This window comes from Pedobacter sp. GSP4, from assembly GCF_051857575.1.
Lineage (GTDB): Bacteria > Bacteroidota > Bacteroidia > Sphingobacteriales > Sphingobacteriaceae > Pedobacter.
Map to the genome: position 1 here is coordinate 102,373 of NZ_JBPZIR010000011.1, position 25,957 is coordinate 128,329.

A 25,957-nucleotide genomic window follows, 5' to 3' on the forward strand; every position below is an offset into this window, starting at 1 on the left:
AAGGACACATACCACGGTTTTGATTTTTTTTAGGGAATCGCTTCAAACTAAAAATTAAAGAACGTTTGTCTTCCACCAACTTTTTGGCCAAAGTTTTGAATATTATAAGTCAGCGTTACCATTCCATATCTTCCTAAATTGTTGCTTTGCGTATCAATAATGCTGTTGCCGGTAATTTGGATATTCCTGCGCACATTACTCTGTAAAATATCGTTCACCGAAAATTTAAGTTGTGCCCTGTCGTTTTTCATAAACAGATAGGTTACCGCGGCATTCCAAAATTTGATGTTGTTGTTATATCCTGGAATGGTTTGTGTATTAATAGTTATGGCATAATTGGTTTCGAAAACCAGCTTTTTAGGGTAACGGATAATCAGTTCAGAGGTACTCTGATGTGTATTGTAGCTAATATTGGTGTAAAAACTGTCGTCGTATTTACTACGGTTCAGATTGATGGAGTATGATTGGTTAATTTCTACTTTATCATTCAGGTTTAGTCTTAAACTACCATTTGGGCCGACGTAAAAAACATCGGCATTGCTGCGGATATTATTAACAATAACTGGTGTATGATCAAAATTAGCCCAAAAGCCAAGTCCAACCTTTAAGCTAGTTTTATCCTTTCTGAAATCTTTCGATACATTGGCTCCCCCATTAAAATTGATTATTCCGCTCACATTAATTGGATTAACGGTTTGAACACCATTATTGATGGTAATGGCATTAACAATCCCATTTTTAGTAAAATTACCATAGCCATATAAATTATAGTTAATGAGGCTTTTTGGGTCGTATTTATACATGTTAAAGTTTAAACCCTGGCTCCGTGAAGGTAAAAGGTTCGGATTACCATTGCGTATGTAAAAAGCATTGGTATTATCGGCCACGGGCTGAAGATAATTTACATTTGGTTCCGTAAATCTAGCTGTATAATTAATCGTAAAAATTTTATACTTCAAGGTAAAAGTTGGCCAAATAAAATTAAACCTTTGGTTGATATTGCTGTTATTGGTAAAACGGTTATCTAACGAAATGTAGTTGTGCACAAAGCCCGGCTGCACATACAGGTCTTTGGTGATTTTATAGCGCAGACTAATATTGGTATTGGTTTTATAGCCCGATTGCTTAACGGTTTGGCTTAGGTTGGGTATCGCAATATCATATAACTGGTTGGCCGGATTCCGGTAAAAGGTGCTTAATGCATTTTCATTGTTGATGATGTTTCCACTTACATCGACCTTAAAATTAAGCGATTTGCTTATCGGCTCAGTATAATTGGCATAGAGGTAAGCCCTGAAGTTTTCAATATCGTTGTTCCGCATTTGGTCTACCTCTGATGTGGATGGAGTAAGGAAAAATAAACTATTGCTGCGGTTATAATTTAAAATTGGGTTTGGACTATAGGAAGCATCGGCACCCAGGTTAAAAGCACGGCCTGTTTTTTTAAAATCCTGGCTGTAATCGGCAACCAACTGGAACTTATTGCTCGATGAATTTCTATCGTTCAGGTTTTGAAGGGCGCTTATGAGCTGGCCAGCTGCATTATTATTGCTCGAAAATGTAGTGCTTACCGAATTGTTTGCGTTTAAAATAACTGCGGGTTCTATGGTTAATTGCTTTAATGAATCAATCTGCCAATCTATTTTTCCTGCAATATTGTGCTTTAGTGTCAGTGCACTTGTATTTTCGTTTGAATTGGTAATCAGGCGGTCGGAACCCAAAGTTTGGTTGCTATTGGTCAGCTTCTCCAATAGGTTATCAGATCGGCCAAAGAAATACTGGGTATTTATTTTAAGTCCTTTTTTGGTGATGGTATTGAAGTTAAAACCTCCTCCAGAAGATGCCTGCACGCCATTGTAGGCGCCACCAAAGCTAATGCCGTTAAATTCGAAATAACCTCCCGAACTCATCATCATCGAGTTTACCCCACTGCGGTTAAAACCGCCTATCCTTTGTACATCGTTAGGGTTAAATCCAGGTTGATTAATGTTATTGCCATATGCCAAAACGCTTACCTGTGTGGTATCCCTGAAAAAATTCATCAAACCGCCGGCCTGGTAGAGGTCTTTTATTCCTGCACCGGCATATAATTTTCCGAAGGCACCTTTTTTAATCGCTTTTTTAAGTTTTAGGTTAATAATCTGTGGTATCTCTGCTGCGGTTAAATCCGGATCGCGCCTTTTTGCCTGCTTATCATCAACAACCTGTACCTTATCAATAATATTGGCGGGCAGGTTTTTTGTTGCAATCTGCTGGTCGCCGCCAAAAAACTCTTTCCCATCAACCAATATTTTGCTTACAGCTTTACCATTAACCTGTATCGAACCATCGGCAGCGATAGAAACACCAGGTAGTTTCTTTAATAAATCTTCTACAACTGCCGATGGTAGGGTTTTGAATGATTCGGCATTAAATTCAATGGTATCTTTACGTACAATAACTGGCGGTCTTTCTGCCGAAATTACCACCTCGTTCAGATCATTCGCTTTGGTTGATAAATAAACCGTACCCAGGTTTACTGCAGGACTTTGGGCAGAAACTTCAACCTCTTTCCGGTAGGTGCCATATTGCCAGGCGGTTATTACCAACCTGTATTTTATCCCCGTAACCAGGTTGTTGATTTTGAAAATGCCTTTATCATCCGATAATTTATAGGTTGTTAAAACACTATCGCCAGCTTTATAAACAGAAACGGTTGAGTAGTTTAATGTGGTTTTATGATTGGCACTATCAGCTAAAATACCGGTTATACTTCCGTTTTTCTGTGCAAAGAGATTAAGAAAAATTAAGGAAAATGCGATTGAAAGTAAGTGTTTCTTCATGTATATGCTTAAATAAGGGACCTAAAATTATTGGCTATTTTTATTTGGTTGAGATAAATGTGATGAACATCCTTAAAAATGTGATGGGTAAAACGTTTATCCCTATTTTTAATAGACAGCTAATTTCAATGGATGTTGCATGTGTTTTTATATTAACTAAGTTTTTAGGTAAAAATAGCGCTGCCAGATTGATTTTGCAAATACAAACAAAAAAATTACATCGCCCGTAACTAAAAAAAGCCCCATTGCTCAGCAATGAGGCTTAAGATATGCTGTAATTTAGTGCAGATCGTTATAGTTGATGATTTTAACACCTGGATTTTTGGCTAAAATTTCTTCCATCCATTTGCGGTGAGAGGCACCAACACCAACCACAACGCGTTTTGCATTTTTAGCTTTGGCCTGTTCAATAATGTTTTTGCACATACCTTCATTTCTCAATGTCCATTGGGCAATCATTTCTTTAACGGTTTCGGTTGGAAAGCCTGCATAACCGTAAAAGTGGCGACCCCCGTAAAAGTTCCAGGCCTCGTCCAGTTCGCCGTATTTTACGGTGTTCATTCCTGCATACGGATCGGCATTAAAGGCTTTCGCTTCATTGGGCGAGTAATTCCAGTAGGCTTCCAGTGCCTTAACTGTTGCGGCTTCGGCAGATGTGCTGTCGGCTTTGGCTTTTGCGGTCATGATTTTGTACAGAGAATCGGTTTTGGCCCAGGCTTCGCTCCATGGTTTATCATAGGTTTGGCAATCCATATTGTAAATCTGATCCTGTTTCAGCTGGTAGATAAGTGGGAAATAAATTTTGGCGTACTCGCTTCCAGGTCTATATAATCCTGCTTTTTTTAACGAATCGGTGTTGCCGAACATCTGGGCATAAATGGCCCGCTCTTCCTTGCCAAAACTATTTTTCATGTAGTTTTCCAATACGAAAATCTGATAATCTGCATTGCCACGGTCCCAGTTTTTAGCGTAGTTTACAGCTAAATCCATACGGGTTTTGTGGTAATAGGCAAAGGAAGCCAGTGCTTTTTTATCTTTTCTAATCTGAGCCTTAATATTCTTTACAGTTTCTGGATTCAGTTTTTCTAAATAATCGTGTCCTCTTCCAAACGCTTTTTTTGCCCAGTTATCTTCTTCCAGTTTGGCATAGTCGTTTTCAGGTAAATACTCACCGAAAACCATGTCGGGCTTAAAGTTTTTTAGCTTATCAATAATGGCCTGAAAATTTACTGTCGATTTAGCATTGTCGTGGGCCGAACCCACAATTACAATTTCGATCTGTTTTTGGGCATTTGATTGATTTGAAACACCCATTAGAAGTGCCAATGCCAAGCTGAGATTTAATATACTTTTCATAATGAACCTTTTTTCGTTTTTGTTGGTTCAAAAGTGCATAACAAAGTTTTTGCGCCATATTTAATTATCCCAATGGCCTGTAATATTATCCCAAACAGCCTGCAAAGAAATAAGGGCTTGGTGGTGGGAAATTACGGTTTGGGATAATGATTCAGGGTTTTGATATCAAAAAAGGCTATTCCATTAACTTTTTGTTAAAGCCTAAAATGAGTTTAAACAGATCATTGTACTCGGTTAAAGGCAAGGTTTCGGGTTTATCAAATACATCATGGTAAGCGCTTGGACCTCCCTGGGTATAGATAAAAAATGCAGGCACTCCTTTTTCTGTAAAGAAATAATGATCGCTATTGGCAGCCTTTCCCCTTGGATTGATTTTAGAAATATAATGGTATTCGTTATTGATTTTATTGAGTTCGGCAAAGGCTTTTGGATACACTGTGGCGTTAACAACCGTCATCCCGCTTTCTCCAGTCCCCACCAGATCCAAGTTGATCAAAAATTTGATCCTGCTTAAAGGTACCAATGGGTTTTCTACAAAATACCTCGAGCCCAATAAACCAGCCTCTTCGCCAGCAAAGCAGATAAAACCAATGGAGTAGGGCTGAGGGTTTGCAGCATAAAATTTAGCCAGGCTTAATAGCGTGGCCACACCGGCAGCATTATCGTTTGCGCCGGGAAAATAAGTGTCTGCACCCATACCACCCAAATGATCATAATGCGCAGTGAGGATTAAAATAGAATCGGGAAACTGGGTTCCTTTAACAAAGCCGCATACATTTGCAGCGTTAAAATCTGCAATAAATTTGTGTTCTATATCAACATCAATGGTTTTGGGCCGGCTCGTTATACTTTTTTTGTTAACCTGGATTATGGTGGGGCCGCTAACCTCTGTAGCTACAGACCAGGTAAGTTTATCTTTTAAAAGTAACTGAAGGTTGGTTGAGGATTGGTATTTCAGACTATCTATTTGAGTCAAATCTGCTTTTAGTTTAATGCCCGGGCTTTCGTTATTAATGATAAAATCTTTACCGGGAATAAGTTTTTTACCATTAATGGCAACCATCATTTTACCGGGAAAGGTATTTACAGGAAAATTAAATGATTGTTTATAATCCTGCCCCATGGGTGTTAAACCAATTTTCTGATAGGCTGCAGCAATAAAATCTGCTGCTTTTTTCATCCCATCTTTGGTGTAGCCACGGCCCCAAAATTCTTTTGCGGTAAGGGTATTAATTACATTGCGAGTATAAGTAGAATCTTGCGCTAAGCCTCTAAAGGCTGCAAACATCATTAAAATTACAATCAATCCTTTCTTATACATAGCATAGAGTTAAAATTGACTTTGTTCAACTTTATTGGATTGGTTAGATTTTTCAAATAGCCTGATGATGGCATAGGCCAGAGAAAATATTAAGCTGATAATAATTTCTTGTGGACCAAGATTTAATTGGAACAATAGTATTGCTACAGCAGATAAAGTCCAAACAACGCCCGCAGCTAAAAAAAAGTTTTTGAAAAAATTCATGAGATTTAATATTAGATGTTTGCTAATATAAGACTTAGTTGATGTTCTTACAACCCTTTTGTTGGTTGGGATAATCGCTGGTCTGGGGGTTGTAATCCAGCCTTTGAATGATTCATCTGCTGGATTATAAATCCACGGTTCATCAAGTCGGGATTCCAAATCCTGACTAACATCCAATCGCTAAAAAAAATGGTTGATGATTAACCGCATTGCTATTAACCACCAACCATTATACGTTGAACAAAATGTTCTTACTTTGCCAGATACGGTTGCAAAGCTGTTTTAACTTTTTCTTTATTTTGCGCAGCAGTCCATTTTTCTTTGATAGATTGATCTCCAAGACTGAAAAGTGTTTCGTAAAGCAACTTTCCGTTTGCCATGGTTTTTACTTTAAAAGTATCACCCGATCCAATGATATCGGCCCAAACACTGCGGACATCAGCCCAGTAAGCGTGTTGGTTTGCCCACGATTTCTGCGCATAAGCAAAGGTTTTAGGATCTATTTTGGTAAATTCCTCGTATCCTTTTTCAACTGCCAATAATTTATCACCTGCAGCTGAACGGATTACTTTTTTATTGTCCTGCTCAAACATCCAACCATCTTTGGTAATGGTAATCTTGCTTCCGCGGGTTAGTACATTGTAATCTTTACGCACGGTCGATTCTCTTCTTGGCAGTGGAGAATCTGTTTCACTCGACCAAGAATCGTGGCCGCCCACATGGCTCCATGTGCCATAACCCTGGTAACGCGGACTATCATCGACCTGATAAACTTTTTGCGTCCATTTTCCTTTTACATCAGCTGCGGTTACATTTCCTTTTTTCCAGGCATTATCCTGCGTGTAAAGCATAATGTTGGTATCTTCATAAGTCCAGTCCTGGCGCCAGTGTTTAATAACTGTAGTATCATTAATGGCCAGCATATGCTGAATTACAATTCTTTTGGGCTCATCAACAATAATCTCTGCCCATTCGCTACCATGGCTTTCGTATGGTTTGCTGAATTTGTAGTTTGGATCTGGAGCAGTTACTTCTCCGTAATTGAAATTCACTTCGTAAAAACCAGCTAAAGATTTGATGGCTTTTCTATCTTTCTCTAACTTTTCTTCCGGAGAATCAACTTTTGTTTGCGCACTGGCATTAACTGTAATTAAACCAGCTAATACCAAGATTAGGTTTAAATATTTCATTTTTTTAAATTGAGGGTTATACTAAATTTCCGCAAGCGCGGGGTTTTTCTTTTTTTTTCTTTTTGCCCCACCAGATGATAAAGCCGGTAATGGGCAGGCTGGCCGCAATAAGGCTGGCAAAAAAGGCCAGGATTTTTCCCGGCAGGCCTAAAATTGCGCCGACATGGATATCGTAATTCATGCCGATAAGGGCTTCGCCACGGTTTTTATCCGCCTGGTTTTTACGATCGAGCAATTTACCTGTGTATTGATCAAACTGTAATACGTCGAAATTCCAATAGGTTTCTTCTCCTTTATAACCTGTTGCGTATATGGTTGCACTTGTACCTTCGGCGGGCGACATGCCAATCCGCTTTATATCTTTGAAAGATTTTTTAGCGGTTTCAAAGGCAATATCAAATGGGATGGCCTTAATTTTCTGGGTTGAATCTGACTTTACTATCCGTTGCGCCGGTGGCGTAGTGCTTCCCGATGCTACTACATAAACGCTTGCTTGAAACCATTGAAAGGCCCAAACCAATCCGGTTAATGCCAGCACGAGGCAAATCATCATGACATAAAATCCAAGTACATTGTGCAGATCGTAATTAACACGTTTAAACTTGGCTTTCCACTTTACTTTGAAACTCTTGTCGAAGTTTGATTTTTTGAGGTTTTTCGGCCACCACATAACTATCCCTGATATTAACAGAAAAACGAAAATAATGGTCGCCCAACCTATAACCTGCTGGCCAATGGGATGGTTAATTAAAAAGCTCCAATGCAGCATTTTAATGATGCCAAAAAACTCGTATTTATAATCTGATACTTCGGTAACTTTTCCGGTGTAAGGATTGATGAGTACCATATCATAGTAATCGATAGAATCGAAATACCAAAATGCCTTTGCATCACCAGGTTTGTAAGTTCCAAATTCCCAGGCCCTATCTGCTTGGGTATAGGTGTTAATGAACGAAACTTTTTTCTTGCCACCGAGGGCTTTTTCTGCAGTTGCGGTTAATGTACTTAGTGGAACCGTTTTTGGGTTTACAGGAACATCAACAAAAATCTGCTTGCTGTGGATAAATTCGGTAATTTCTTTTTGAAAAGCGAAGATGCAGCCAGTTACACCGAGGTGAAATACAACCAGACCCGAGGCAATACCTAGCCATAAGTGTAGCCAATCGCTAATTCTTCTCAGTCGCGATTTTTTATTTTTTTTCTGTACAGGTTTTGTTAGCGTCATTAAGCTGTTTTTAATAAAAGAACCAATTGGCCGTTTTTGCCAATTGGTGTGTAATTTCTTTGGTAAAAGCGTTTATTTAGCTTCAGTTGTATAGGTTACTAAATGCCAGATTTTATCGTAGGCTTTTCCATTTAGTTGGCCTGCTGTTTTATCTTCGGTAAAGGCCTCGATAAAATAGCTTCCTTTCTGCTGCGGTTTGAAATTAAATTTTCCACTGGCATCAGTTTCTGTAGGTTGTGCTTTTTTATCAGGGTTTACCACAGTTAATTTTTGGTTGGCAAAAGGTGCTTTGTTGTAAATAACCTGATGGACTGACGATTCGCCCACTTTTAGTGCATGTTTGTCTGGTCTGATGGTTAGGACTGCATCCGTTGGAAAAACAGTGTTTATTTTTAGTGTGCTAACAGCAACGTCGGCAAAGGCATAATATTCGATTTTTGCTTTTTCGTAAACTGCAGCCACCTCGTGCACAATAGAAAGTTTGTAGGTTCCATCCTGATCTGGCGTAAAGCTCGCTTTATAAAAAAGTACATCCGGCGAAGCGGTTAAAACTTGGGTTGTTCCGTTCGGAGCTGTTAAAACCAATTTAAAATCTTTTAGGTTACTGAACCATTTGGCAGCCGTATCAGGCTCATTGTGTTCATATTCTCCGAAGAAGATTTTTACATCCTGTGTTTGTCCTTTTTTTCCGGTTGCAGCGGTTTCTATCCATAAAGCATGTGCAAATGCACCCGAGAGGCTAAAAGCAAGGAAGAATAATAGTAATGAGATTTTAGTTTTCATGTTTTCGGTTTTTAAAACCCTTAGCCGCTGATCTGATCCAGTGGCTAACGGTAAATAGGATTAAAATTTATAGGCTATACTTACCCTGTAGTTTCTTGGTGCTTCGGCCTGCCACGAGTAAACCGCTTGGTTATAATCTGGTGCATTCCAATAATTGGTGTAATACGCACCGCTGTATAAATATTTGTCTAAAATGTTGAATACATTGGCCGTTATTTTTACTTTTTTATTTGCCCAGAATAAACCAGCATCCAGTTTGAAATAATCAGGCAGGTTTTCGTTGGCATTTTCACCGCTGTACGTGCCTACGGCTCTACCCGCCAAATAGGTAAATCCTCCAGAAATTCCGGCGCCTTTTAACAGGCCGTTTTGCAACGAATAAGTTAACCACGCATTAGTAGTGTGTTTTGAAAAACCTGGTACTACCTGCCCAACATAAACACCAGGTACACCTTCTGTGGCTTTTGTTACTTTACCATCGGTGTAGGCATAATTGGCCACCAGGTTTAGACCTTTGGCCAGTTCTCCACGTAAATCAAACTCAACGCCCTGTGCTCTTTTTTCGCCAATTACGATGCTATAAGTTTCACCGGCTTTGTTGCTTGGATCGCCGGTAATTTTATTTTGTTTGATAATTCTATAAACCGATAAGGTGGTGTTCCAACGGCCATCAAACCAGTCTTTTTTAATGCCGATTTCTTTATTGTTTCCGGTAATGGGCTTTGCAGTCGATCCATCACGTAAAAACCCGGTCTGTGGGGTAAAGGCTTCATCATAAACCGCATACACAGAAGTGTTTTTATCTACTGATACACTCAAGCCAACCCTTGGGGTAACATGTTTGGCTTTATCAGGAGAACCGCCCCAGGCCGATTGGCTTACATAGGTGTAACGGCCCGCAAGGGTTAAGCGTACAATGTTGTTAAAAAATCCAAGTTCATCCTGCACATAAGCACTCAGGTATTTTTGATCCATTAAGCCACCAGCTGCAATTGCCCTTTGCTCAAGCGGTGTGGTACGATCGAAGTTTGGATAGCCATTTGATGGGAAACCGTAATTCGGGTTGTATAAATTGAACGGGGAACTGGCCAGGTCTAGATCATGAGATTGGCCCCAATCTGCCATGTAGCTTTTCTTACCCCCATCAAAACCGGCTAAAATGCGATGGTTTATGCCAAATGTTTTGGCTTGACCGTTAATAAACAACTGGGCCAGTTTCATGCTGCTTTCAGCATCCCAGATACCTACATTTCTAATTACAGTACCATTTGCATTTACAGCTGATGGCCATGAGCTTGTGCCCACCTGAAGGTATTTGTAGTAAGCGGCCTGCGCAGTTAATTTCCAGTCCTGACCAAGTTGCTGTGTTAAGTTTAAGGTTACGCTATGGTCGTTAATCCTTGTAGGTTGTACACCTGGCTGTGTTAAGGTAAAATCTCTCGGCAAACTCGCATATCCGGCAGGGTTAAAAATGTAATAAGAACCAACTTCGGTCATTTTAGCATTTTGCAGCGTGTATTCGGCTGTAATTTTGGTGCTTGGGGTAATTTGGTAGCTGAGAACAGGGGCAAAGCTATAGCGGTCGTTTTTTTCATATGGCCTAAACGATCCTTTGTTCTGGGCAGCTGCATTTAATCTGAATAAGAATTTACCATCTGCAGTAAGCTTATGGTCAAAATCGACTGTTGTGCGGTATAAATCGAAACTTCCGGCAGTAAACGAAACTTCACCCTGGTTTAAGCCGGTAGGTTTTTTGGTTACCACATTATACATTCCGCTTGGATCGCCATTGCCCAGCATAAAACCAGCAGGACCTTTAACAAACTCGATGTGATCAACAAAGCTCATATCTTCGGTAAGTGGACCCCAATAAGATGAAACCACATTAAATCCGTTGCGCATGGCCTGAATCTGCGATCCGCGCATTAAAATGTTGGTATACAGATCGCCCCAGTGTTCAAGGCGTACAGCGCCACTCACATTTCTGATCAAGCCATCGCTCATGCTAATAATCTGCTGGTCTTTCAATACCTGGTTGCTTACAATCTGGATATTTTGAGGAGCCTCCAACAAAGGTTCGTTTAACCTCAGGGTTGCAGAAGGCAGGCTCACTTTATATTTTTTGTTAATACCCGCTACTGTAACTTCTTCAAGCGCCTGGTCGGTTTCTACCAGTGTAAAGTTTACAATCTTGTTTTCTCCAGCTGTAATGGTTACTGATTGTTCGGAAGCTTTAATCCCTACTGATGAGGCAACGATAGTATAGGTGCCCGCTTTAACGCGGTTAATGGTGTAATTTCCCATCTCATCCGAAGTAGTTCCTAAGCCTTTGCCTTTTAAGCCGATTGAAATAAAAGCAGCAGGCTTTCCATTAGAGGTTGAAACTTTTCCCTTTATTGTGCCAAACTGTTGTGCAAAAGAAATCAGACTGAAAAGAGAGAGTAAGAACGTTAAGCTAATGGGTTTAATTTTATTCATTTTTGATATTTATATATTGTTTATAAGAAAATTGGTGGGTTAAATGCTTTTTTAAAGTTGCTATGTTTTTATTTGGATTAATTCTAAACAGCTGCAAAATAACATCAGAAAATCGGATTATCCAAATTATCTTGAATAATTCTAAATAAGAAAAATGTTAAATTTTAGATCAACCTGTTTTATAGCCTGTTTCATCCGAAATATTGATGTAAAACCGCTTCTTACCTGTTTTTTGTAAGATATTTGTACATCTTTTTAATACAGACAAAAAAAAACGCCCTATGCAAAAGCATAAGACGTTCGTTATAAACAGAGAAAGTTGTTTACTTAATTAAGATTGCTTGTAGGCTTAAAGGGCGTTCAGTATCGTTGGCAGGTGTAATTAAGCCGCCGCAAACAATATCATAGTGGTAGCCTGCTACGAAGGTGGTGCTGGCCAAAGTAGTTTTAATGGTGCCGGTTGCGGTTTCTTTTGCATCAATTGAGTAGGTTCCTGCATCAATGGTGATAAAACCGCTGGCACTTTTAAATGCCTTATTGGTGAACCAAGATGTGGTAGCACTGGTTTTTGCCAAATCTAAAGCAGGTGCATCTGGCGAGAGATTGATAAAGCGGATATAAGCCTTATCTGTTGCCGTTATGCTCAAGTCATCGCTTATGGTGTACGTATCTAAAGCAGCAGGTTTATTAATAAGGTAGGTAGAATAATATGTGCTTGCACCTAAGCTGATGGTTTTGGTTAATAAGCTTTCTGCACTACTGGCTGTGGTAAACTTTAAGCTGTACGAACCTGGCGAATATGAAGCATAAGCTGCCGAACCACCAAAAGGCAATGCTGCCGAATTTACCATTGCACCATTAAAATAAGCATTGTAAGTAGCTAAAGATGGCGAAGCATTAATTACCCTATGGTAGGAAATGCTGGTATCGGTTTCTTCTTTTTTGCAAGAAGCCAGCACAGTAAAAATAACCAGGACAAATAAAGGCGCAAATTTGAGTTTAAAAGGAGTAAAATTCTTCATACTGTTTTAAAATGTGATTGATATGTTTAAGAGAGTACCCATAAAACGATAGCGGTATGGCATTCGCTACAGACCTACAAATATTGCGTTTAAACCCCATTGCCTATTGTTAAATGATGTTAAGCGGATGTTAAACTTTGGGTTCGAATTTTAACAATGTTAAAATTGGCAGGAACAATTTTTTAGCTAAAAGGACTACATGTTAAGATTAAGTCAAATTAGTTTAATAAAATTGAGCGCTTTGCATAAAAAAATGATGATATTATTGTGTAACTCGATTTTTATTTAAACCTTTGCACCTCAATAGAGTTAAAGCCGTTTTAATACGCAAGAAATGATTAAACAATTTTTACATAAACTTTCTGTTTTCACAGCACAAATGGTGTCTGCGAAAGGTCTGTTTATTAATCATTTTCAGCCCGCATTTTATTATCCCACAAGCCGGCAAATTTTTACTCCGCGTATTTAGTACTCAGACTAAACGTAACGAGGAATTGATCCTCTCTAAAAACCCAATTAACAAGAATACTTATAATTTTTCGTTAGAAAACGAATGGATATTAACGAATTTATAGTGCAGGTTGCACTTCCTGAACATCGTGTATTTGCAGAAGAAATCGTAACAGAAATGGCAGAATCTGCAAAAGCCCGTGGAACCGGTATTGCTAAACGTTCGCCAGAATACATTTCCAATAAGATGCAAGAAGGCAAATCGGTGATTGCTTTCCACAAGGATGGCTCTTGGGCTGGATTTTGCTATATCGAAACCTGGAGCCACGGACAGTTTGTGGCCAATAGCGGCTTGGTAGTAAGTCCGAAATACCGCAAAGCGGGATTGGCCAAAGCCATTAAAAATGAAATTTTCGGTTTATCGAGAAGGTTGTACCCAAAGGCAAAAATATTTGGGCTAACTACAGGTTTGGCCGTAATGAAAATCAATTCCGATTTAGGCTACGAACCCGTAACCTACAGTGAACTTACCCAGGATGAAGAATTTTGGAAAGGCTGCCAAAGCTGTGTAAACTTCGAGATTTTAAAGATGAAGGAACGCAAAAACTGTATGTGTACCGCAATGCTTTACGATCCGGCTGAGAAGAAACACGAGGTAGCTAAGCAATTTGCTGAAGAACTGCAAAAGAAACCCAAATTATACGAGCGTTTTATGCGCATCAAACAACGTTTAGTTGTAAAACCGAAGCCTAAATCGGGCTTAAAAGTATTGATGTTTTTATTTACCCTATTATTTAATAAATAATGAAGAAGAAAGTTGTTTTAGCTTTTAGCGGAGGTCTTGATACCTCATTTTGTTGTATTTACCTGGCACAGGACCGCGGACTTGAGGTTCACTCTGTAATTGTAAATACTGGTGGTTTTTCTGATGAGGAGTTGCAAGAAATTGAGAAAAGGGCTTATGCTTTAGGTGTAAAATCTCACGCTGTGGTAGATGAAACAGAAAGCTATTATGAGGGTTGCATCAAATACCTGGTGTTTGGTAACGTATTAAAAAATGCTACTTACCCACTTTCTGTTAGTGCAGAACGCGTTAGCCAGGCAACAGCGATTGCCAACTATGTGAAAAAAATCGGCGCTGATTATGTAGCCCACGGTAGTACCGGTGCAGGTAACGATCAGGTTCGTTTTGATATGATTTTTAACATCTTGATTCCAGAAGTAGAAATCATTACACCGATCAGAGATTTAAAATTATCACGCGAAGCGGAAATAGAATATTTAGCCGGACATGGTGTTGAATACAGTGCTGAAAAAGCAAGATATTCGATTAACAAAGGCTTATGGGGAACTTCGGTAGGCGGAAAGGAAACTTTAACCTCGCACGAAACTTTACCTGAGAGTGCTTGGCCAACCCAGGTTTCGGAAACAGAAGCGCGTAAAGTTGAATTAACTTTCGAAAAAGGCGAACTGGTTGCCATTGACGGCGAGAAACTGGCTCCGGTTAGGGCTATCCAGAAATTGCAGGCTATCGCTCAGCCATTTGGTATTGGTCGCGATATCCATGTTGGCGATACCATTATCGGGATTAAAGGCCGTGTAGGTTTCGAAGCTGCGGGTCCGATTATCATCATTAAAGCACACCATACTTTAGAAAAACATACCTTAACCAAATGGCAGTTAAGCTGGAAAGAACAATTGTCTTCTTTCTATGGCAACTGGTTGCACGAAGGTCAGTTCCACGATCCAATTATGCGGAATATCGAAGCATTTTTAGCCGATACCCAAAAATTTGTTAGCGGTAAAGTATTTGTTGAGCTTTTGCCTTACCGTTTCCAGATTATCGGAATTGAATCTAACCACGATTTAATGAGCAATAAATTTGGTAGCTATGGCGAAATGAACAATGCCTGGAGCGGAGAAGATGTTAAAGGTTTCTCTAAAATATTTGGTAACCAGGTAATGATCTGGCATAAAGTAAACGGAGAGGCTTAATTTTTAAGATGGAAAAGGTAAGATGTAAAATTACCTTTTCTTAATACTAAAATCTTGACACTAGCGTCTCGACACTAAAATCCCTGATACTAAAAATGAACCGAATCCTTTCAAAAGATAATTGTTTAAGCCATTACAAATGGGGCGATAATTGTGATGGATGGAATTTGATCAGCAAACCGGAGGCGGCAGTTAAACAAGAGCTAATGCCTGCACAAACAGCTGAGAAATTGCATTTTCATACTTTTGCCGAACAGTTTTTCTACATATTGAAAGGAGAGGCTACGTTTTTAATAGAAGGCGAAACTTTTACGTTAAAGGCCAATAGCGGTTTAAAGATTAAAGCCGGCGATAAACATAAAATCATGAACAAGGGTATTGATGATTTAGAATTTATACTTTTTTCATATCCATCTACCCAAAATGACAGAACCGACTGTGAATAATATAACGATAAAACAGATTGACAGTACAGAACTGCACCTAGTAGTGGGCCTGTTTAACCAGTATCGTATATTTTATGGTCAGTTTTCTGATTTGGGAATGGCTAAAGCCTTTTTGGAGGAAAGATTGCAAAATCGCGAATCGATCATTTTTGTAGCTGTTGATGGCGATACACAACAACCTGTTGGCTTTACGCAGTTATATCCAAAATATTCGTCGGTGAGGTTAAGCAAAAACTGGATCTTGAATGATTTATACGTTGCCGCAGATTACCGTAAACAGGGGATTGGTGAAAAGCTGATTAAAACCGCAATGGATTTTGCCCAAAAGCAAGGTTCTACCTTTGTGCAGCTCGAAACCGCAGTTGATAACTTTACCGCACAACATCTGTACGAAAATATTGGTTTTGTAAAACAGGCGGCAGACACGGATTTTTTTCTTTATAAAATAGCATTAAATAAATAGAGATGAGTAAAATTAAAGCAGGGATAATTGGTGGCGCAGGCTATACCGGTGGCGAAATGCTCCGTATTTTGGTTAACCACCCGAATGTTGAGATTGCTTTCGTAAACAGTACCAGTAATGCTGGCAACTTAATATCTGATGTACATACTGATTTAATCGGCGATACCGATTTACGTTTCGTAAATGATATTCCGCAGGATATTGATGTGCTTTTTCTTTGCGTTGGCCATGGCGATGCAAAGAAGTTTTTAGCCGCAAATCCAATTAACGAAAACATAAAAGTAATAGATTTATCCCAAGACTTCAGGTTGCATGAAAAAGCTACATTTCAAAACCGTGAATTTGTTTACGGGCTTCCTGAATTAAACCGCGATAAAATTAAATCGGCCAAAAATATTGCCAACCCTGGTTGTTTTGCTACTTGTATACAATTGGGCCTACTGCCTTTGGCAGCCAAAGGTTTAATTAATAAAGAAGTGCACATTAATGCAACTACAGGTTCAACCGGTGCCGGACAAAGCCTTGCTGCTACTTCTCACTTTAGCTGGCGAAACAATAACCTGTCTATTTACAAAGCTTTTGAGCACCAGCACTTAAACGAGATCAGCGAAAGCCTGTTGCAGTTACAGCCGGCGCTTGCAGAAACTTTAAATTTCATTCCACAGCGTGGTGCCTTTACGCGTGGCATTTTGGCTGGCATTTATCTGGAAAGTGATTTGACTTTAGAAGAAGCACAAAACCTTTACGAAACATATTATAGCGAACATCCGTTTACGCATGTAAGCCGGAAAAATATAGATTTAAAACAGGTTGTTAACACCAATAAAGCGTTGATACATGTAGAGAAGCATGGCGGCAAATTATTTATCATCAGCATTATTGATAACCTGCTTAAAGGCGCCAGCGGCCAGGCGGTTCAGAATATGAATATAATGTTCGGCCTGGATGAAATAGCGGGACTTAAGTTGAAGGCAGCCAATTTCTAATTAAGGTAAAGGGTTTAAGGTTTAAGGTGTAAGGTAAAACATGAGAGATTATAAAAAACTTGACGTTTGGAAAAAAGCACATGAGTTGAATATTTTCATCAAAAAGAATATTGCAACTCAATTTCCAAAAGAAGAGCGATTTGAACTAACCTCACAACTTACCAGAGCTTCCTTATCTATTCCCTTAAATATTGTTGAAGGATGTGGAAGGTTTACCGATAAAGATTTTGCACATTTTCTCGATAATGCCTTAGGTTCTGCAAATGAGATTGACTACTGTTGCTTATGTGCTTCTGAATTAAAGTATATAAGTGAAGAAGATTATCTGAAAGTGAACCAATCAATTAACGAAGTTAGGGCGATGCTAATTTCATTTTTAAAATTTTTGAGAAGTGGAGGGAAAAAACCTTAAACCCTACACCTCAAACCTTACACCTTAAAATATGCAACTATTCGACGTTTACCCACTTAACGATATAGAAATAACCAAGGCAGCAGGCAGCAATGTTTGGGATGCCAACGGACAACAATATTTGGACTTATACGGTGGTCATGCTGTAATTTCAATAGGACATACCAATCCACATTATGTAAGCCGTTTAACTGACCAGTTAAGCAAAGTGGGATTTTACTCTAATTCAGTTAAAATTCCTTTACAGGTACAACTGGCCAAAAAACTTGGCGAGGTTTCTGGTAAAAAGGATTTTCAGCTTTTTTTATGTAATTCTGGAGCCGAGGCGAACGAAAACGCTTTGAAACTGGCCTCTTTTTACAATGGAAGAAAAAAAGTAATTGCTTTTACAGGTGCTTTTCATGGGCGTACATCGTTAGCCGTTGCGGTAACCGATAATCCGAAAATTGTAGCTCCGGTTAATCAGACAGAAAATGTAATCTTCCTGCCGCATAACAATGAGGTGGCTTTAGAAGAAACTTTTAAAGCACAGGGCAACGAAATCTGCGCCGTAATTGTTGAGGGCATTCAAGGCGTTGGCGGAATCAAAGAAGCTTCGAAAAGTTTCCTGCAAAAAATCCGTTCACTTTGTGATGAATATAATGCCGTTTACATTGCCGATTCGGTGCAGTGTGGTTATGGCCGTACAGGTTTATTCTACTCGCATGATTATGCCGGTGTTGAGGCTGATGTATATACTATGGCAAAAGGAATGGGCAACGGCTTTCCGGTAGCGGGAATTGCTATTGCACCTAAATTTAAGCCTTGGCACGGAGAGTTGGGCACAACTTTTGGCGGCAACCATTTGGCCTGTGCTGCGGCTTTGGCTGTTTTGGAGGTAATGGAACAAGAAAACCTGATCAAAAATGCCGAAGAAGTTGGGAACTATTTAATTGCCGAACTGAAGAAATTCGAACAGGTGGTAGAAGTTCGTGGCCGTGGTTTAATGATCGGTATTGAACTGCCAGAAGAACTGGCGCACGTTAAAAAAGAACTATTGTTTAACCACCATATTTTTACAGGCGAGGCCAAACCTAACGTAATCCGTTTATTGCCCGCCTTAAATTTAACCAAAGCACATGCCGATGAGTTTTTGGCCGCATTTGGTAAATTGGTGAAATAGCTAAAGGCAGGAAGGTAGAGGGCTGAAAGGTCTGGGTACAAAGGCAGGTAGCTGTAATAAATAACATTAATCAAGCGAATATTATCGCATTTTATAAATTTTGAGGGCATGAAGATCAGGAAATTTAACCTTTGCCTTTCAGCCCTCAACCTTTAACCTCAAAAAAGATGAACTTGTTCACTTCCGTACATGATGTTCCGAGCATCAAACAGTTTGTAAATGATGCGCTTGCACTAAAGGCGAACCCTTACGCGCATCAAGATTTAGGTAAGAACAAAACCCTAGGCTTAGTTTTTATGAATCCGAGTTTACGTACCCGTTTAAGCACGCAAAAAGCGGCCTTGAATTTAGGTATGAACGTGATGGTGATGAATTTGGATAAAGAGGGATGGGCACTGGAAACTCAGGATGGTGTAGTAATGAATGGCTCTACTGTTGAGCATATCCGAGAAGCTGCTGCCGTTATGGGACAGTATTGTGATATTTTAGGCCTGCGCTCTTTCCCGAAACTGAACAACCGCGAGGAAGATTACAGTGAAGATTTCTTTAACAAATTTGTTAAGTATTGTGCTGTGCCCGTAGTGAGTTTAGAAAGCGCTACCCGCCACCCTTTGCAAAGTTTTGCCGATATTATTACCATACACGAAACCTGGACAAAAAAGCCGGATGGCCGCAAGCCTAAAGTGGTTTTGGCATGGGCCCCGCATGTTAAGGCATTGCCACAGGCCGTACCAAATTCTTTTGCCGAATGGATGTGCAAAGCCCAGGCCGAAGCAATGATTGATTTTACAATTGCCCAGCCAGAAGGTTATGAACTTTCGGCAGATTTTACCCCAAATGCAGATATCCAATACAATTTGGAAGAGGCCTTGGCAGGTGCCGATTACGTTTACGTAAAAAACTGGAGCAGCTACAAAGAATACGGTAAGGTTTTAACCTACCCGGATGGTTGGATGATGAACAACGAAAAACTGAAGTTTACCAACGATGCCAAAGTGATGCACTGTTTGCCTGTACGCCGTGACCTGGAATTATCATCTGAAATTTTAGATGGGCCAAACTCTTTGGTTATCCACGAAGCTGGTAACCGCTTATGGGCAGCACAAGCGGTAATTAAGGCCATGTTGGAAGAATTAAAATAAATGTGTCACCAGTGGTGATGCAATTTCAAAATGTCGATAATGAGGCCGATCAATTTGTGACAACAGTGCCGACACAAATAGCTTGGTATTGTTATTAATTTGATCGTTTACTTAAAGAAATTAATACTCGTCTTTGCGAGGCACGAAGCAATCTTAATGCGGTAGAAAATACCCACCAATAGTTGTAAGATTGCTTTGTTGCTCTCAATTACGGAAATGCTAGCAATATGAAACAACTCACTATCATCAAAATCGGCGGAAACGTAATCGATAATTCAGAAAACCTGCACCAGTTTTTACTTGATTTTACTGCTTTGCCTGGCGATAAAATCTTGGTACATGGTGGAGGTAAAATTGCTACCGAATTAGGTGAAAGTTTAGGTATTGAAGCCAAAATGGTTGAAGGTCGCCGGATTACCGATATTGAAACCCTGCGCATCGTTACCATGGTTTACGCAGGGTTGATTAATAAAAATATGGTTGCACAGCTTCAGGCAAAGGGCAGCAATGCCATTGGTTTAACTGGTGCTGATGGAAATGTGATTAAGGCAAAGAAACGGCCCGTAAAAGAAATTGATTACGGTTTTGTGGGCGATCTGGATGAAAATGCTGTTTCTTCATCAACTTTAGATAGTTTGTTGAAAGCGGGTTTGGTGCCTGTTTTATGTGCCATTACGCACGATGGCGAAACACAGCTTTTAAATACCAATGCCGATACCATTGCTTCTTCGGTTGCAGTAGCCATGTCATCTTTATACGAAACACGTTTGGTATACTGCTTTGAGAAAAAAGGGGTACTTAAGGATGTGAATGATGATGGCTCTGTAGTAAGAGAAATCAAAGCTGATGAATTTGATGGTTTAAAGGCTGATGGAACCGTGCAGGGAGGAATGATCCCAAAATTGCACAATGCTTTTGAAGCCATAAAAAAAGGTGTTTCGGCAGTGTATATTGGCAAAGCCGATGAACTTGCCGAACTTGCTGAAGGCACTTTTGGGACTAAAATGCTAAAATAAGGCGGAAGGTAATAAGGTTGAAGGTAGAGGTGAGCCATTGCATGGAAAAGTAACCGATAATATACTGTTATTGCCCTATAAACCTGATAGTAGCGGGCACGGAGTGTAACGGAGTAAAGCGGATAGCAGGACTGGACATCAATAGCATGATGCAATTGATTTTTTGAATAAAACAGAAACCGGTGCAATCTAATAGTCTGCGAAATTAAACGAACCAGAAACAATAAAACGAACCACAAAATGAAAAAAATAGCCATAATCGGAAGCGGAAATATCGGTTTGTCTTTAGCCAAAGGATTGGTTAAGGCCGATTTTGCCAAAGCGGTAGACATTGCGCTTACCCGTAGAAATATTGACCATTTAAAATCGTTTGCCGAGGCTGGCTTTGCGGTTAGCAACAACAATAAACAGGCGGTAGAAGCTGCTGATGTTGTGATTTTAGCAGTACTGCCGCAACAGCTAAATACGGTTTTGGATGAGATTAAACCTTCGATAAACCCGGCTAAACATTTGGTTATTTCTGTGATTTCGGGTGTGAGCTGTGCTGCCGTTCGCGAGAAATTGGGCGATGATGTAGAAGTGGTTCGCGTAATGCCGAATACAGCCATTGCCATTGGCCAATCTATGACCTGTATGGCCAGCGATAATGCATCGGCCGAAAATATTGCAGATGTTACCCGGATGTTCGAAACCGTTGGATCAGTTGTAAAAATCAACGAAGATTTAATGACTTCGGCAACCGCACTCTGTGCCTGCGGTATTGCTTTCTTTTTAAGGGCTATCAGGGCGGCATCACAAGGTGGGGTAGAAATTGGCTTCCACGCCGATGAGGCTTTAAAAATGGCCGTTCAAACAGCAAAAGGAGCAGCCGATTTACTTTTATTACATGGAACGCACCCAGAATCAGAAATAGATAAGGTAACTTCGCCGAAAGGTTGTACCATTGCAGGTTTAAATGAAATGGAGCACAATGGTTTTAGCTCATCATTGATAAAAGGGATTAAACTCTCGGCTTTAAAAGCAGGAAATCTGTATACCAAAGAGAGCTAAAAGCCGAAAGAATAAGCTAAAGGCAAAATAAAAGGTAGAAAGTTTAAAGATGGGTTAATTCTTGATGCTTACTGCTAATTACTCGATACTATGTTAATAGAAAATATACAAAAGGAAAGTCTGGATTTGTTGCGGCAGTTAATCCGTATCCAGTCTTTTAGCAAAGAAGAAGATAGAACAGCAAATTTAATTGCACAGTTTTTGGAAGAGAGGGGCGTAAAGACCCAGCGTAAAATGAATAATGTTTGGGCTTACAATAAACATTTTGATGCCGCTAAACCAACCTTGCTGCTAAATTCCCACCACGATACGGTTAAACCAAACTCTGGCTACACCCGCGACCCTTATGATGCCGCAATTGAAGGCGACAAACTTTTTGGTTTGGGCAGTAACGATGCCGGCGGCTGCCTGGTTTCGCTGATCGGAACGTTTTTATATTATTACGAACAGGAAAACTTAAAATACAACATCTGTTTGGCCGCAACTGCCGAAGAGGAAATATCGGGCAACAATGGTTTAGAACTGGTATTGCCTGATTTAGGCGAACTGGAATTCGGAATTGTAGGCGAACCTACAGAAATGAATTTGGCCATTGCCGAGCGTGGTTTGTTGGTGCTGGATTGTGTTGCTCATGGTAAAGCTGGCCATGCCGCAAGAGAAGAAGGCGAAAATGCCATTTATAAAGCCTTAAAAGATATCGAGTGGTTCAGAAATTATCAGTTCCCGAAAGTATCGGAGGTATTTGGTCCTTTAAAAATGACTGTTACCATTATCAACGCAGGTTCGCAGCATAACGTTGTACCGGCCAACTGTACTTTTACTGTTGATGTACGTGTTACCGATGCCTACACCAACGAGGAAGTTTTAGAGATTATCCGGGCAAATGTTGATTGTGATGTTACGCCACGGTCCATCCGCTTAAAACCATCGAGCATTGATAAAAATCATCCTGTAGTTCAGGCTGGTGTTGCGCTTGGCAGAACAACTTACGGTTCACCAACAACATCAGATCAGGCTTTATTGGATATCCCATCAGTAAAAGTTGGTCCAGGTTTTTCGGGCCGCTCACACATGGCTGATGAGTTTTTGTACGTTAGGGAAGTAGCCGAAGGAGTTGCTGGTTATGTAAATATGTTGAAGCCGGTTGTTGAAGGTTAAATGTTAGAAATCAAAGGTTTAAGTTGTCTTATGAAAAAAATCTTATAATATTGTTTATCTTTACATGATGAAAACTTATTCTACTTTCATAGAAATTGATTCCAATAAACGTTTTGGTAAACCTTGTATAAAAGGAACCAGAATTGCCGTTTATGATGTTTTAAGTTGGTTGTCTAACGGAATGACTATTCAGAACATTTTAGAAGATTTTCCTGAAATTAAAGAAGAAGAAGTATTGGCCTGTCTGGCTTACTCTGCAGATCGGGAACATAACATAAGAGTTGCCTAGTGAAACTATTGTTCGATCAAAACATATCACATAGGATAACAAAACTTTTATTGGCTGATTTTCCAGCTTGTGATCAAATAAGACGTTTAAAATTAGAAAATAGGTCAGATAAAGAAATCTGGACTTTTGCTGGTCAGAATGGCTATGTGATTGTAACCTTTGATGCAGATTTTTACGAATTTTCTAACTTATATGGGCATCCTCCCAAAATAATCTGGCTTCGCTTTGGAAATAATACCACTAATGGAATTGCAAAAACCTTAGCAGAGAAAAAGGAATTAATAGATGATTTTATAAAACAAGATGAGTTTTCTTGTTTAGAACTTCAGTAAATAATGAAATATGAAACCTGCTTAACAAGCTTCATGGCCCATTAAAAAATAAAGACTATAATGAAAATCTGGCAAAAAAATATAGATGTAAACAAGTTTGTAGAAAGCTTTACCGTGGGTAAAGACCGTGAGCTCGATCTGCAAATGGCAAAGTTTGATGTTTTGGGCTCTTTGGCCCATACCCAAATGCTCGAGACCATTAATTTGCTCACGGCGGATGAATTAAAAACCGTTCAGCAGGAGCTTAAAAACATTTATGCTGAAATTGAAGCAGGAAACTTTACCATCGAAGATACAGTTGAAGATGTTCACTCGCAGGTAGAATGGCTGCTTACCCAGCGCATTGGCGAAGCTGGGAAAAAGATCCATAGCGGCAGGTCGCGTAATGATCAGGTTCTGGTTGATCTAAAACTTTTTTTCAGGGCCTGTATCGAAGATATGGTAAACCAAACTTCAACCTTGTTTAACCAGTTAATCGAGCTGAGCAATACGCATAAAGATAAATTAATGCCAGGTTATACACACCTGCAGATTGCGATGCCATCATCATTCGGTTTATGGTTTGGTGCTTATGCCGAAAGCTTGGCCGATGACCTAGAACTGATGCTTGCGGCCTGGAAAATTACCAACAAAAACCCTTTGGGCTCTGCTGCTGGTTATGGCTCATCGTTTCCATTAAACAGAACCTTAACCACCCAATTACTAGGCTTCGAGAGCTTAAATTATAATGTAGTTTATGCCCAAATGGGACGTGGTAAAACCGAAAGGATTTTGGCGCAGGCCATGAGCGCTGTTGCAGCAACTTTAGCCAAAATGGCTATGGATGTTTGTTTGTTCATCAACCAGAATTTTGGTTTTATCAGTTTTCCGGCCGAGCTTACCACAGGTTCGAGCATTATGCCGCACAAAAAAAATCCGGATGTTTTTGAACTGATCCGTTCGCGCTGCAATAAAATACAGGCCTTACCGAACGAAATTGCCATGATGATTACCAATTTGCCATCAGGTTATCACCGCGATTTACAGTTGTTGAAAGAAAACCTTTTTCCGGCAATCACTTCTTTGAACGAATGTTTGGAAATCGCCACTTTTATGTTCCAGAACATTACCATCAAGGATGATATTTTAAAGGATAAAAAATATGATTACCTGTTTAGCGTTGAAGTAGTAAATGATCTGGCTTTGCAGGGTGTACCATTTAGAGAAGCCTATAAAATTGTTGGCGAACAGATTGAAAATGGTACTTTTGCCCCATCGAGCCAAATACATCATACACACGAAGGTAGCATAGGCAACCTTTGCAACGAACAGATATCGGCTGCTATGCAGGCTGTTTTATCACAGTTTGGTTTCGGAAAAGTGAATAAAGCAATAGAAGATTTAATAGCATAATATGAAAGTTTCAGTAATAGCCAGTTCATTAATTGGTTCAGAAATTATAAAAATCGGTAACGAGGTTAACGAAATGAAGCGCAAAGGTGCATCAATTGCTAACCTAACGATCGGCGATTTTGATTCGAATATTTACCCAATTCCCACTGAATTAAAAGCGGGTATAGTTGAGGCATACCATGCCAATCAAACCAACTATCCACCTGCTGATGGTGTTTTGCCATTAAGGGAAACAGTTTCTGAACTATTGAAAGACAGGTTTGGTTTAGATTATAACACCAACAGTATCCTGGTTTCAGGAGGTTCGCGCCCGTTGATTTACGCTACTTTCTTAGCATTGATCGATCCTGGAGATACCGTTGTTTTCCCTGCACCATCTTGGAACAATAACCATTACTGCCACCTTACTTCGGCAAATGCAATTGCGGTAGAAACCGATGCGGCCCATAACTTTATGCCAACTGCGGCGCAGTTAAAACCACATTTAAAAGGGGCTACTTTATTGGCTTTATGTTCGCCTTTAAACCCAACTGGAACCATGTTCGATGCTGATTCGTTGGCAGAGATCTGTGATGCTGTGCTGGAAGAAAATGCAAACCGTGGTGCCGATGAAAAGCCCTTGTACCTGATGTACGATCAGATTTACTCTTTACTAACCTTTGGAAAAGAGCATGTAAATCCGGTTTCTTTACGCCCGGAAATGAAACCGTTTACCATTTTTGTTGATGGCAGTTCGAAATGTTTGGCTGCTACCGGCGTACGTGTTGGATGGGGATTTGGTCCAGAAGACATTGTAAATAGAATGAAAGCTTTGGTTGGCCATATGGGTGCCTGGGCGCCAAAAGCCGAGCAGGTAGCCATGTCTAACTATTTTAATGATAAAGCACAGGTAGATGCTTTCTTAACTGGTTTTAAAGCTCAGATTCAAGACAGTTTAAATGCATTGTATAATGGGTTTAACGAGTTAAAAGCTGAAGGTTTTAACGTAGATGCAGTTGAACCAATGGGTGCAATTTACCTGACCATTAAAATCGACTATATTGGAAAGACTACCGAAGATGGGCAGCTTTTAAAAGATAGTGCAGATGTAAATTTCTACCTGATTAAAGAAGCAGGTGCTGCTTTGGTACCATTCTCAGCTTTCGGTAACGAACATAGCATGCCTTGGTTCAGGGCATCGGTTGGCGCCTGTACCTTACAGGATATTAAAGATATGCTGCCAAGAATTAAAACAGCTTTAAGTAAGTTGAAATAAATTATAAC

The 25,957-nt window shown here is 39.8% G+C and carries 24 protein-coding genes; 15 read left to right on the top strand and 9 right to left on the bottom strand.

What is annotated here, in order from left to right:
• Window positions 1-47 precede the first annotated feature (47 nt).
• The 9 genes from ACS5PU_RS22175 to ACS5PU_RS22215 form a co-directional block, all read right to left on the bottom strand.
• Complete coding sequence (locus ACS5PU_RS22175) at window positions 48-2,822, bottom strand: outer membrane beta-barrel protein (RefSeq protein ID WP_439461347.1); 2,775 nt, start codon at window positions 2,820-2,822, stop codon at window positions 48-50.
• 279 nt (window positions 2,823-3,101) lie between these two features.
• Window positions 3,102-4,178, bottom strand: coding sequence for a DUF5694 domain-containing protein (locus ACS5PU_RS22180; protein WP_439461348.1), 1,077 nt, complete (start codon window positions 4,176-4,178; stop codon window positions 3,102-3,104).
• A 175-nt stretch (window positions 4,179-4,353) separates the two neighbouring features.
• On the bottom strand, window positions 4,354-5,499 hold the full coding sequence (locus tag ACS5PU_RS22185) for a M28 family metallopeptidase (protein WP_439461349.1): 1,146 nt from the start codon (window positions 5,497-5,499) through the stop codon (window positions 4,354-4,356).
• Window positions 5,500-5,508: 9 nt separating this feature from the next.
• Entirely contained in the window at window positions 5,509-5,880 is a 372-nt protein-coding gene (locus ACS5PU_RS22190; protein WP_439461350.1) for a hypothetical protein, read from the bottom strand.
• A gap of 74 nt (window positions 5,881-5,954) precedes the next feature.
• Window positions 5,955-6,893, bottom strand: coding sequence for a DUF6607 family protein (locus tag ACS5PU_RS22195; protein WP_439461351.1), 939 nt, complete (start codon window positions 6,891-6,893; stop codon window positions 5,955-5,957).
• A 16-nt stretch (window positions 6,894-6,909) separates the two neighbouring features.
• On the bottom strand, window positions 6,910-8,118 hold the full coding sequence (locus ACS5PU_RS22200) for a PepSY-associated TM helix domain-containing protein (RefSeq protein WP_439461352.1): 1,209 nt from the start codon (window positions 8,116-8,118) through the stop codon (window positions 6,910-6,912).
• Window positions 8,119-8,190: 72 nt separating this feature from the next.
• Window positions 8,191-8,901: a DUF4198 domain-containing protein gene (locus ACS5PU_RS22205; protein ID WP_439461353.1), complete on the bottom strand. Its 711-nt coding sequence runs from the start codon at window positions 8,899-8,901 to the stop codon at window positions 8,191-8,193.
• A 60-nt stretch (window positions 8,902-8,961) separates the two neighbouring features.
• The gene (locus tag ACS5PU_RS22210; protein ID WP_439461354.1) at window positions 8,962-11,379 is read right to left on the bottom strand and encodes a TonB-dependent siderophore receptor; all 2,418 of its coding nucleotides are present in this window, start codon (window positions 11,377-11,379) and stop codon (window positions 8,962-8,964) included.
• 323 nt (window positions 11,380-11,702) lie between these two features.
• On the bottom strand, window positions 11,703-12,401 hold the full coding sequence (locus tag ACS5PU_RS22215) for a DUF4397 domain-containing protein (protein WP_439461355.1): 699 nt from the start codon (window positions 12,399-12,401) through the stop codon (window positions 11,703-11,705).
• Window positions 12,402-12,954: 553 nt separating this feature from the next.
• On the opposite strand from ACS5PU_RS22215, the gene ACS5PU_RS22220 reads away from it, so the two are divergent.
• From ACS5PU_RS22220 to ACS5PU_RS22290, 15 genes are all read left to right on the top strand, one after another.
• The gene (locus ACS5PU_RS22220) at window positions 12,955-13,656 is read left to right on the top strand and encodes a GNAT family N-acetyltransferase (RefSeq protein ID WP_439461356.1); all 702 of its coding nucleotides are present in this window, start codon (window positions 12,955-12,957) and stop codon (window positions 13,654-13,656) included.
• Window positions 13,656-14,846 carry an argininosuccinate synthase gene (gene argG / locus ACS5PU_RS22225; protein WP_439461357.1) on the top strand — a complete coding sequence of 397 codons (1,191 nt, stop codon included), beginning with the start codon at window positions 13,656-13,658 and terminating at the stop codon, window positions 14,844-14,846. The genes ACS5PU_RS22220 and argG overlap by 1 nt, the downstream gene beginning before the upstream one ends.
• A gap of 95 nt (window positions 14,847-14,941) precedes the next feature.
• Window positions 14,942-15,292, top strand: coding sequence for a cupin domain-containing protein (locus ACS5PU_RS22230; RefSeq protein WP_439461358.1), 351 nt, complete (start codon window positions 14,942-14,944; stop codon window positions 15,290-15,292).
• A complete protein-coding gene (locus ACS5PU_RS22235) occupies window positions 15,285-15,755 on the top strand; it encodes a GNAT family N-acetyltransferase (RefSeq protein WP_439461359.1) in 471 nt (156 codons plus the stop codon). Before ACS5PU_RS22230 ends, ACS5PU_RS22235 begins: the two co-directional genes overlap by 8 nt.
• Before the next feature lie 2 nt (window positions 15,756-15,757).
• Window positions 15,758-16,741, top strand: a complete 984-nt coding sequence (gene argC / locus ACS5PU_RS22240; protein ID WP_439461360.1) for an N-acetyl-gamma-glutamyl-phosphate reductase — start codon at window positions 15,758-15,760, stop codon at window positions 16,739-16,741.
• A 40-nt stretch (window positions 16,742-16,781) separates the two neighbouring features.
• Window positions 16,782-17,153: a four helix bundle protein gene (locus tag ACS5PU_RS22245; RefSeq protein WP_439461361.1), complete on the top strand. Its 372-nt coding sequence runs from the start codon at window positions 16,782-16,784 to the stop codon at window positions 17,151-17,153.
• Window positions 17,154-17,184: 31 nt separating this feature from the next.
• Complete coding sequence (locus tag ACS5PU_RS22250) at window positions 17,185-18,315, top strand: aspartate aminotransferase family protein (RefSeq protein WP_439461362.1); 1,131 nt, start codon at window positions 17,185-17,187, stop codon at window positions 18,313-18,315.
• 167 nt (window positions 18,316-18,482) lie between these two features.
• Window positions 18,483-19,457 (top strand): acetylornithine carbamoyltransferase, encoded by a 975-nt coding sequence (locus tag ACS5PU_RS22255; RefSeq protein ID WP_439461363.1) that lies wholly within the window; start codon window positions 18,483-18,485, stop codon window positions 19,455-19,457.
• Between the two features lie 227 nt (window positions 19,458-19,684).
• Window positions 19,685-20,473: an acetylglutamate kinase gene (gene argB, locus ACS5PU_RS22260; protein ID WP_439461364.1), complete on the top strand. Its 789-nt coding sequence runs from the start codon at window positions 19,685-19,687 to the stop codon at window positions 20,471-20,473.
• A 240-nt stretch (window positions 20,474-20,713) separates the two neighbouring features.
• A complete protein-coding gene (gene proC, locus ACS5PU_RS22265; RefSeq protein WP_439461365.1) occupies window positions 20,714-21,523 on the top strand; it encodes a pyrroline-5-carboxylate reductase in 810 nt (269 codons plus the stop codon).
• A 90-nt stretch (window positions 21,524-21,613) separates the two neighbouring features.
• On the top strand, window positions 21,614-22,681 hold the full coding sequence (locus ACS5PU_RS22270) for a M20 family metallo-hydrolase (protein WP_439461366.1): 1,068 nt from the start codon (window positions 21,614-21,616) through the stop codon (window positions 22,679-22,681).
• A gap of 64 nt (window positions 22,682-22,745) precedes the next feature.
• Window positions 22,746-22,970, top strand: coding sequence for a DUF433 domain-containing protein (locus ACS5PU_RS22275; protein WP_439461367.1), 225 nt, complete (start codon window positions 22,746-22,748; stop codon window positions 22,968-22,970).
• Entirely contained in the window at window positions 22,970-23,302 is a 333-nt protein-coding gene (locus ACS5PU_RS22280; RefSeq protein ID WP_439461368.1) for a DUF5615 family PIN-like protein, read from the top strand. Before ACS5PU_RS22275 ends, ACS5PU_RS22280 begins: the two co-directional genes overlap by 1 nt.
• A 60-nt stretch (window positions 23,303-23,362) precedes the next feature.
• Window positions 23,363-24,694, top strand: a complete 1,332-nt coding sequence (gene argH / locus ACS5PU_RS22285) for an argininosuccinate lyase (protein ID WP_439461369.1) — start codon at window positions 23,363-23,365, stop codon at window positions 24,692-24,694.
• A gap of 1 nt (window position 24,695) precedes the next feature.
• Window positions 24,696-25,949, top strand: a complete 1,254-nt coding sequence (locus tag ACS5PU_RS22290; protein WP_439461370.1) for a pyridoxal phosphate-dependent aminotransferase — start codon at window positions 24,696-24,698, stop codon at window positions 25,947-25,949.
• Window positions 25,950-25,957: the final 8 nt, after the last annotated feature.

Bases quoted from the DNA above. Each gene is read 5' to 3' on its own strand.
- argC (WP_439461360.1), top strand. From the start codon at position 15,758: ATGAGTAAAATTAAAGCAGGGATAATTGGTGGCGCAGGCTATACCGGT.
- argH (WP_439461369.1), top strand. From the start codon at position 23,363: ATGAAAATCTGGCAAAAAAATATAGATGTAAACAAGTTTGTAGAAAGC.
- ACS5PU_RS22275 (WP_439461367.1), top strand. From the start codon at position 22,746: ATGATGAAAACTTATTCTACTTTCATAGAAATTGATTCCAATAAACGT.
- ACS5PU_RS22200 (WP_439461352.1), bottom strand. From the start codon at position 8,118: ATGACGCTAACAAAACCTGTACAGAAAAAAAATAAAAAATCGCGACTG.
- ACS5PU_RS22205 (WP_439461353.1), bottom strand. From the start codon at position 8,901: ATGAAAACTAAAATCTCATTACTATTATTCTTCCTTGCTTTTAGCCTC.
- proC (WP_439461365.1), top strand. From the start codon at position 20,714: ATGAAAAAAATAGCCATAATCGGAAGCGGAAATATCGGTTTGTCTTTA.
- ACS5PU_RS22220 (WP_439461356.1), top strand. From the start codon at position 12,955: ATGGATATTAACGAATTTATAGTGCAGGTTGCACTTCCTGAACATCGT.
- ACS5PU_RS22250 (WP_439461362.1), top strand. From the start codon at position 17,185: ATGCAACTATTCGACGTTTACCCACTTAACGATATAGAAATAACCAAG.
- argB (WP_439461364.1), top strand. From the start codon at position 19,685: ATGAAACAACTCACTATCATCAAAATCGGCGGAAACGTAATCGATAAT.
- ACS5PU_RS22195 (WP_439461351.1), bottom strand. From the start codon at position 6,893: ATGAAATATTTAAACCTAATCTTGGTATTAGCTGGTTTAATTACAGTT.
- ACS5PU_RS22245 (WP_439461361.1), top strand. From the start codon at position 16,782: ATGAGAGATTATAAAAAACTTGACGTTTGGAAAAAAGCACATGAGTTG.
- ACS5PU_RS22230 (WP_439461358.1), top strand. From the start codon at position 14,942: ATGAACCGAATCCTTTCAAAAGATAATTGTTTAAGCCATTACAAATGG.
- ACS5PU_RS22185 (WP_439461349.1), bottom strand. From the start codon at position 5,499: ATGTATAAGAAAGGATTGATTGTAATTTTAATGATGTTTGCAGCCTTT.
- argG (WP_439461357.1), top strand. From the start codon at position 13,656: ATGAAGAAGAAAGTTGTTTTAGCTTTTAGCGGAGGTCTTGATACCTCA.
- ACS5PU_RS22215 (WP_439461355.1), bottom strand. From the start codon at position 12,401: ATGAAGAATTTTACTCCTTTTAAACTCAAATTTGCGCCTTTATTTGTC.
- ACS5PU_RS22270 (WP_439461366.1), top strand. From the start codon at position 21,614: ATGTTAATAGAAAATATACAAAAGGAAAGTCTGGATTTGTTGCGGCAG.
- ACS5PU_RS22290 (WP_439461370.1), top strand. From the start codon at position 24,696: ATGAAAGTTTCAGTAATAGCCAGTTCATTAATTGGTTCAGAAATTATA.
- ACS5PU_RS22180 (WP_439461348.1), bottom strand. From the start codon at position 4,178: ATGAAAAGTATATTAAATCTCAGCTTGGCATTGGCACTTCTAATGGGT.
- ACS5PU_RS22210 (WP_439461354.1), bottom strand. From the start codon at position 11,379: ATGAATAAAATTAAACCCATTAGCTTAACGTTCTTACTCTCTCTTTTC.
- ACS5PU_RS22255 (WP_439461363.1), top strand. From the start codon at position 18,483: ATGAACTTGTTCACTTCCGTACATGATGTTCCGAGCATCAAACAGTTT.
- ACS5PU_RS22175 (WP_439461347.1), bottom strand. From the start codon at position 2,822: ATGAAGAAACACTTACTTTCAATCGCATTTTCCTTAATTTTTCTTAAT.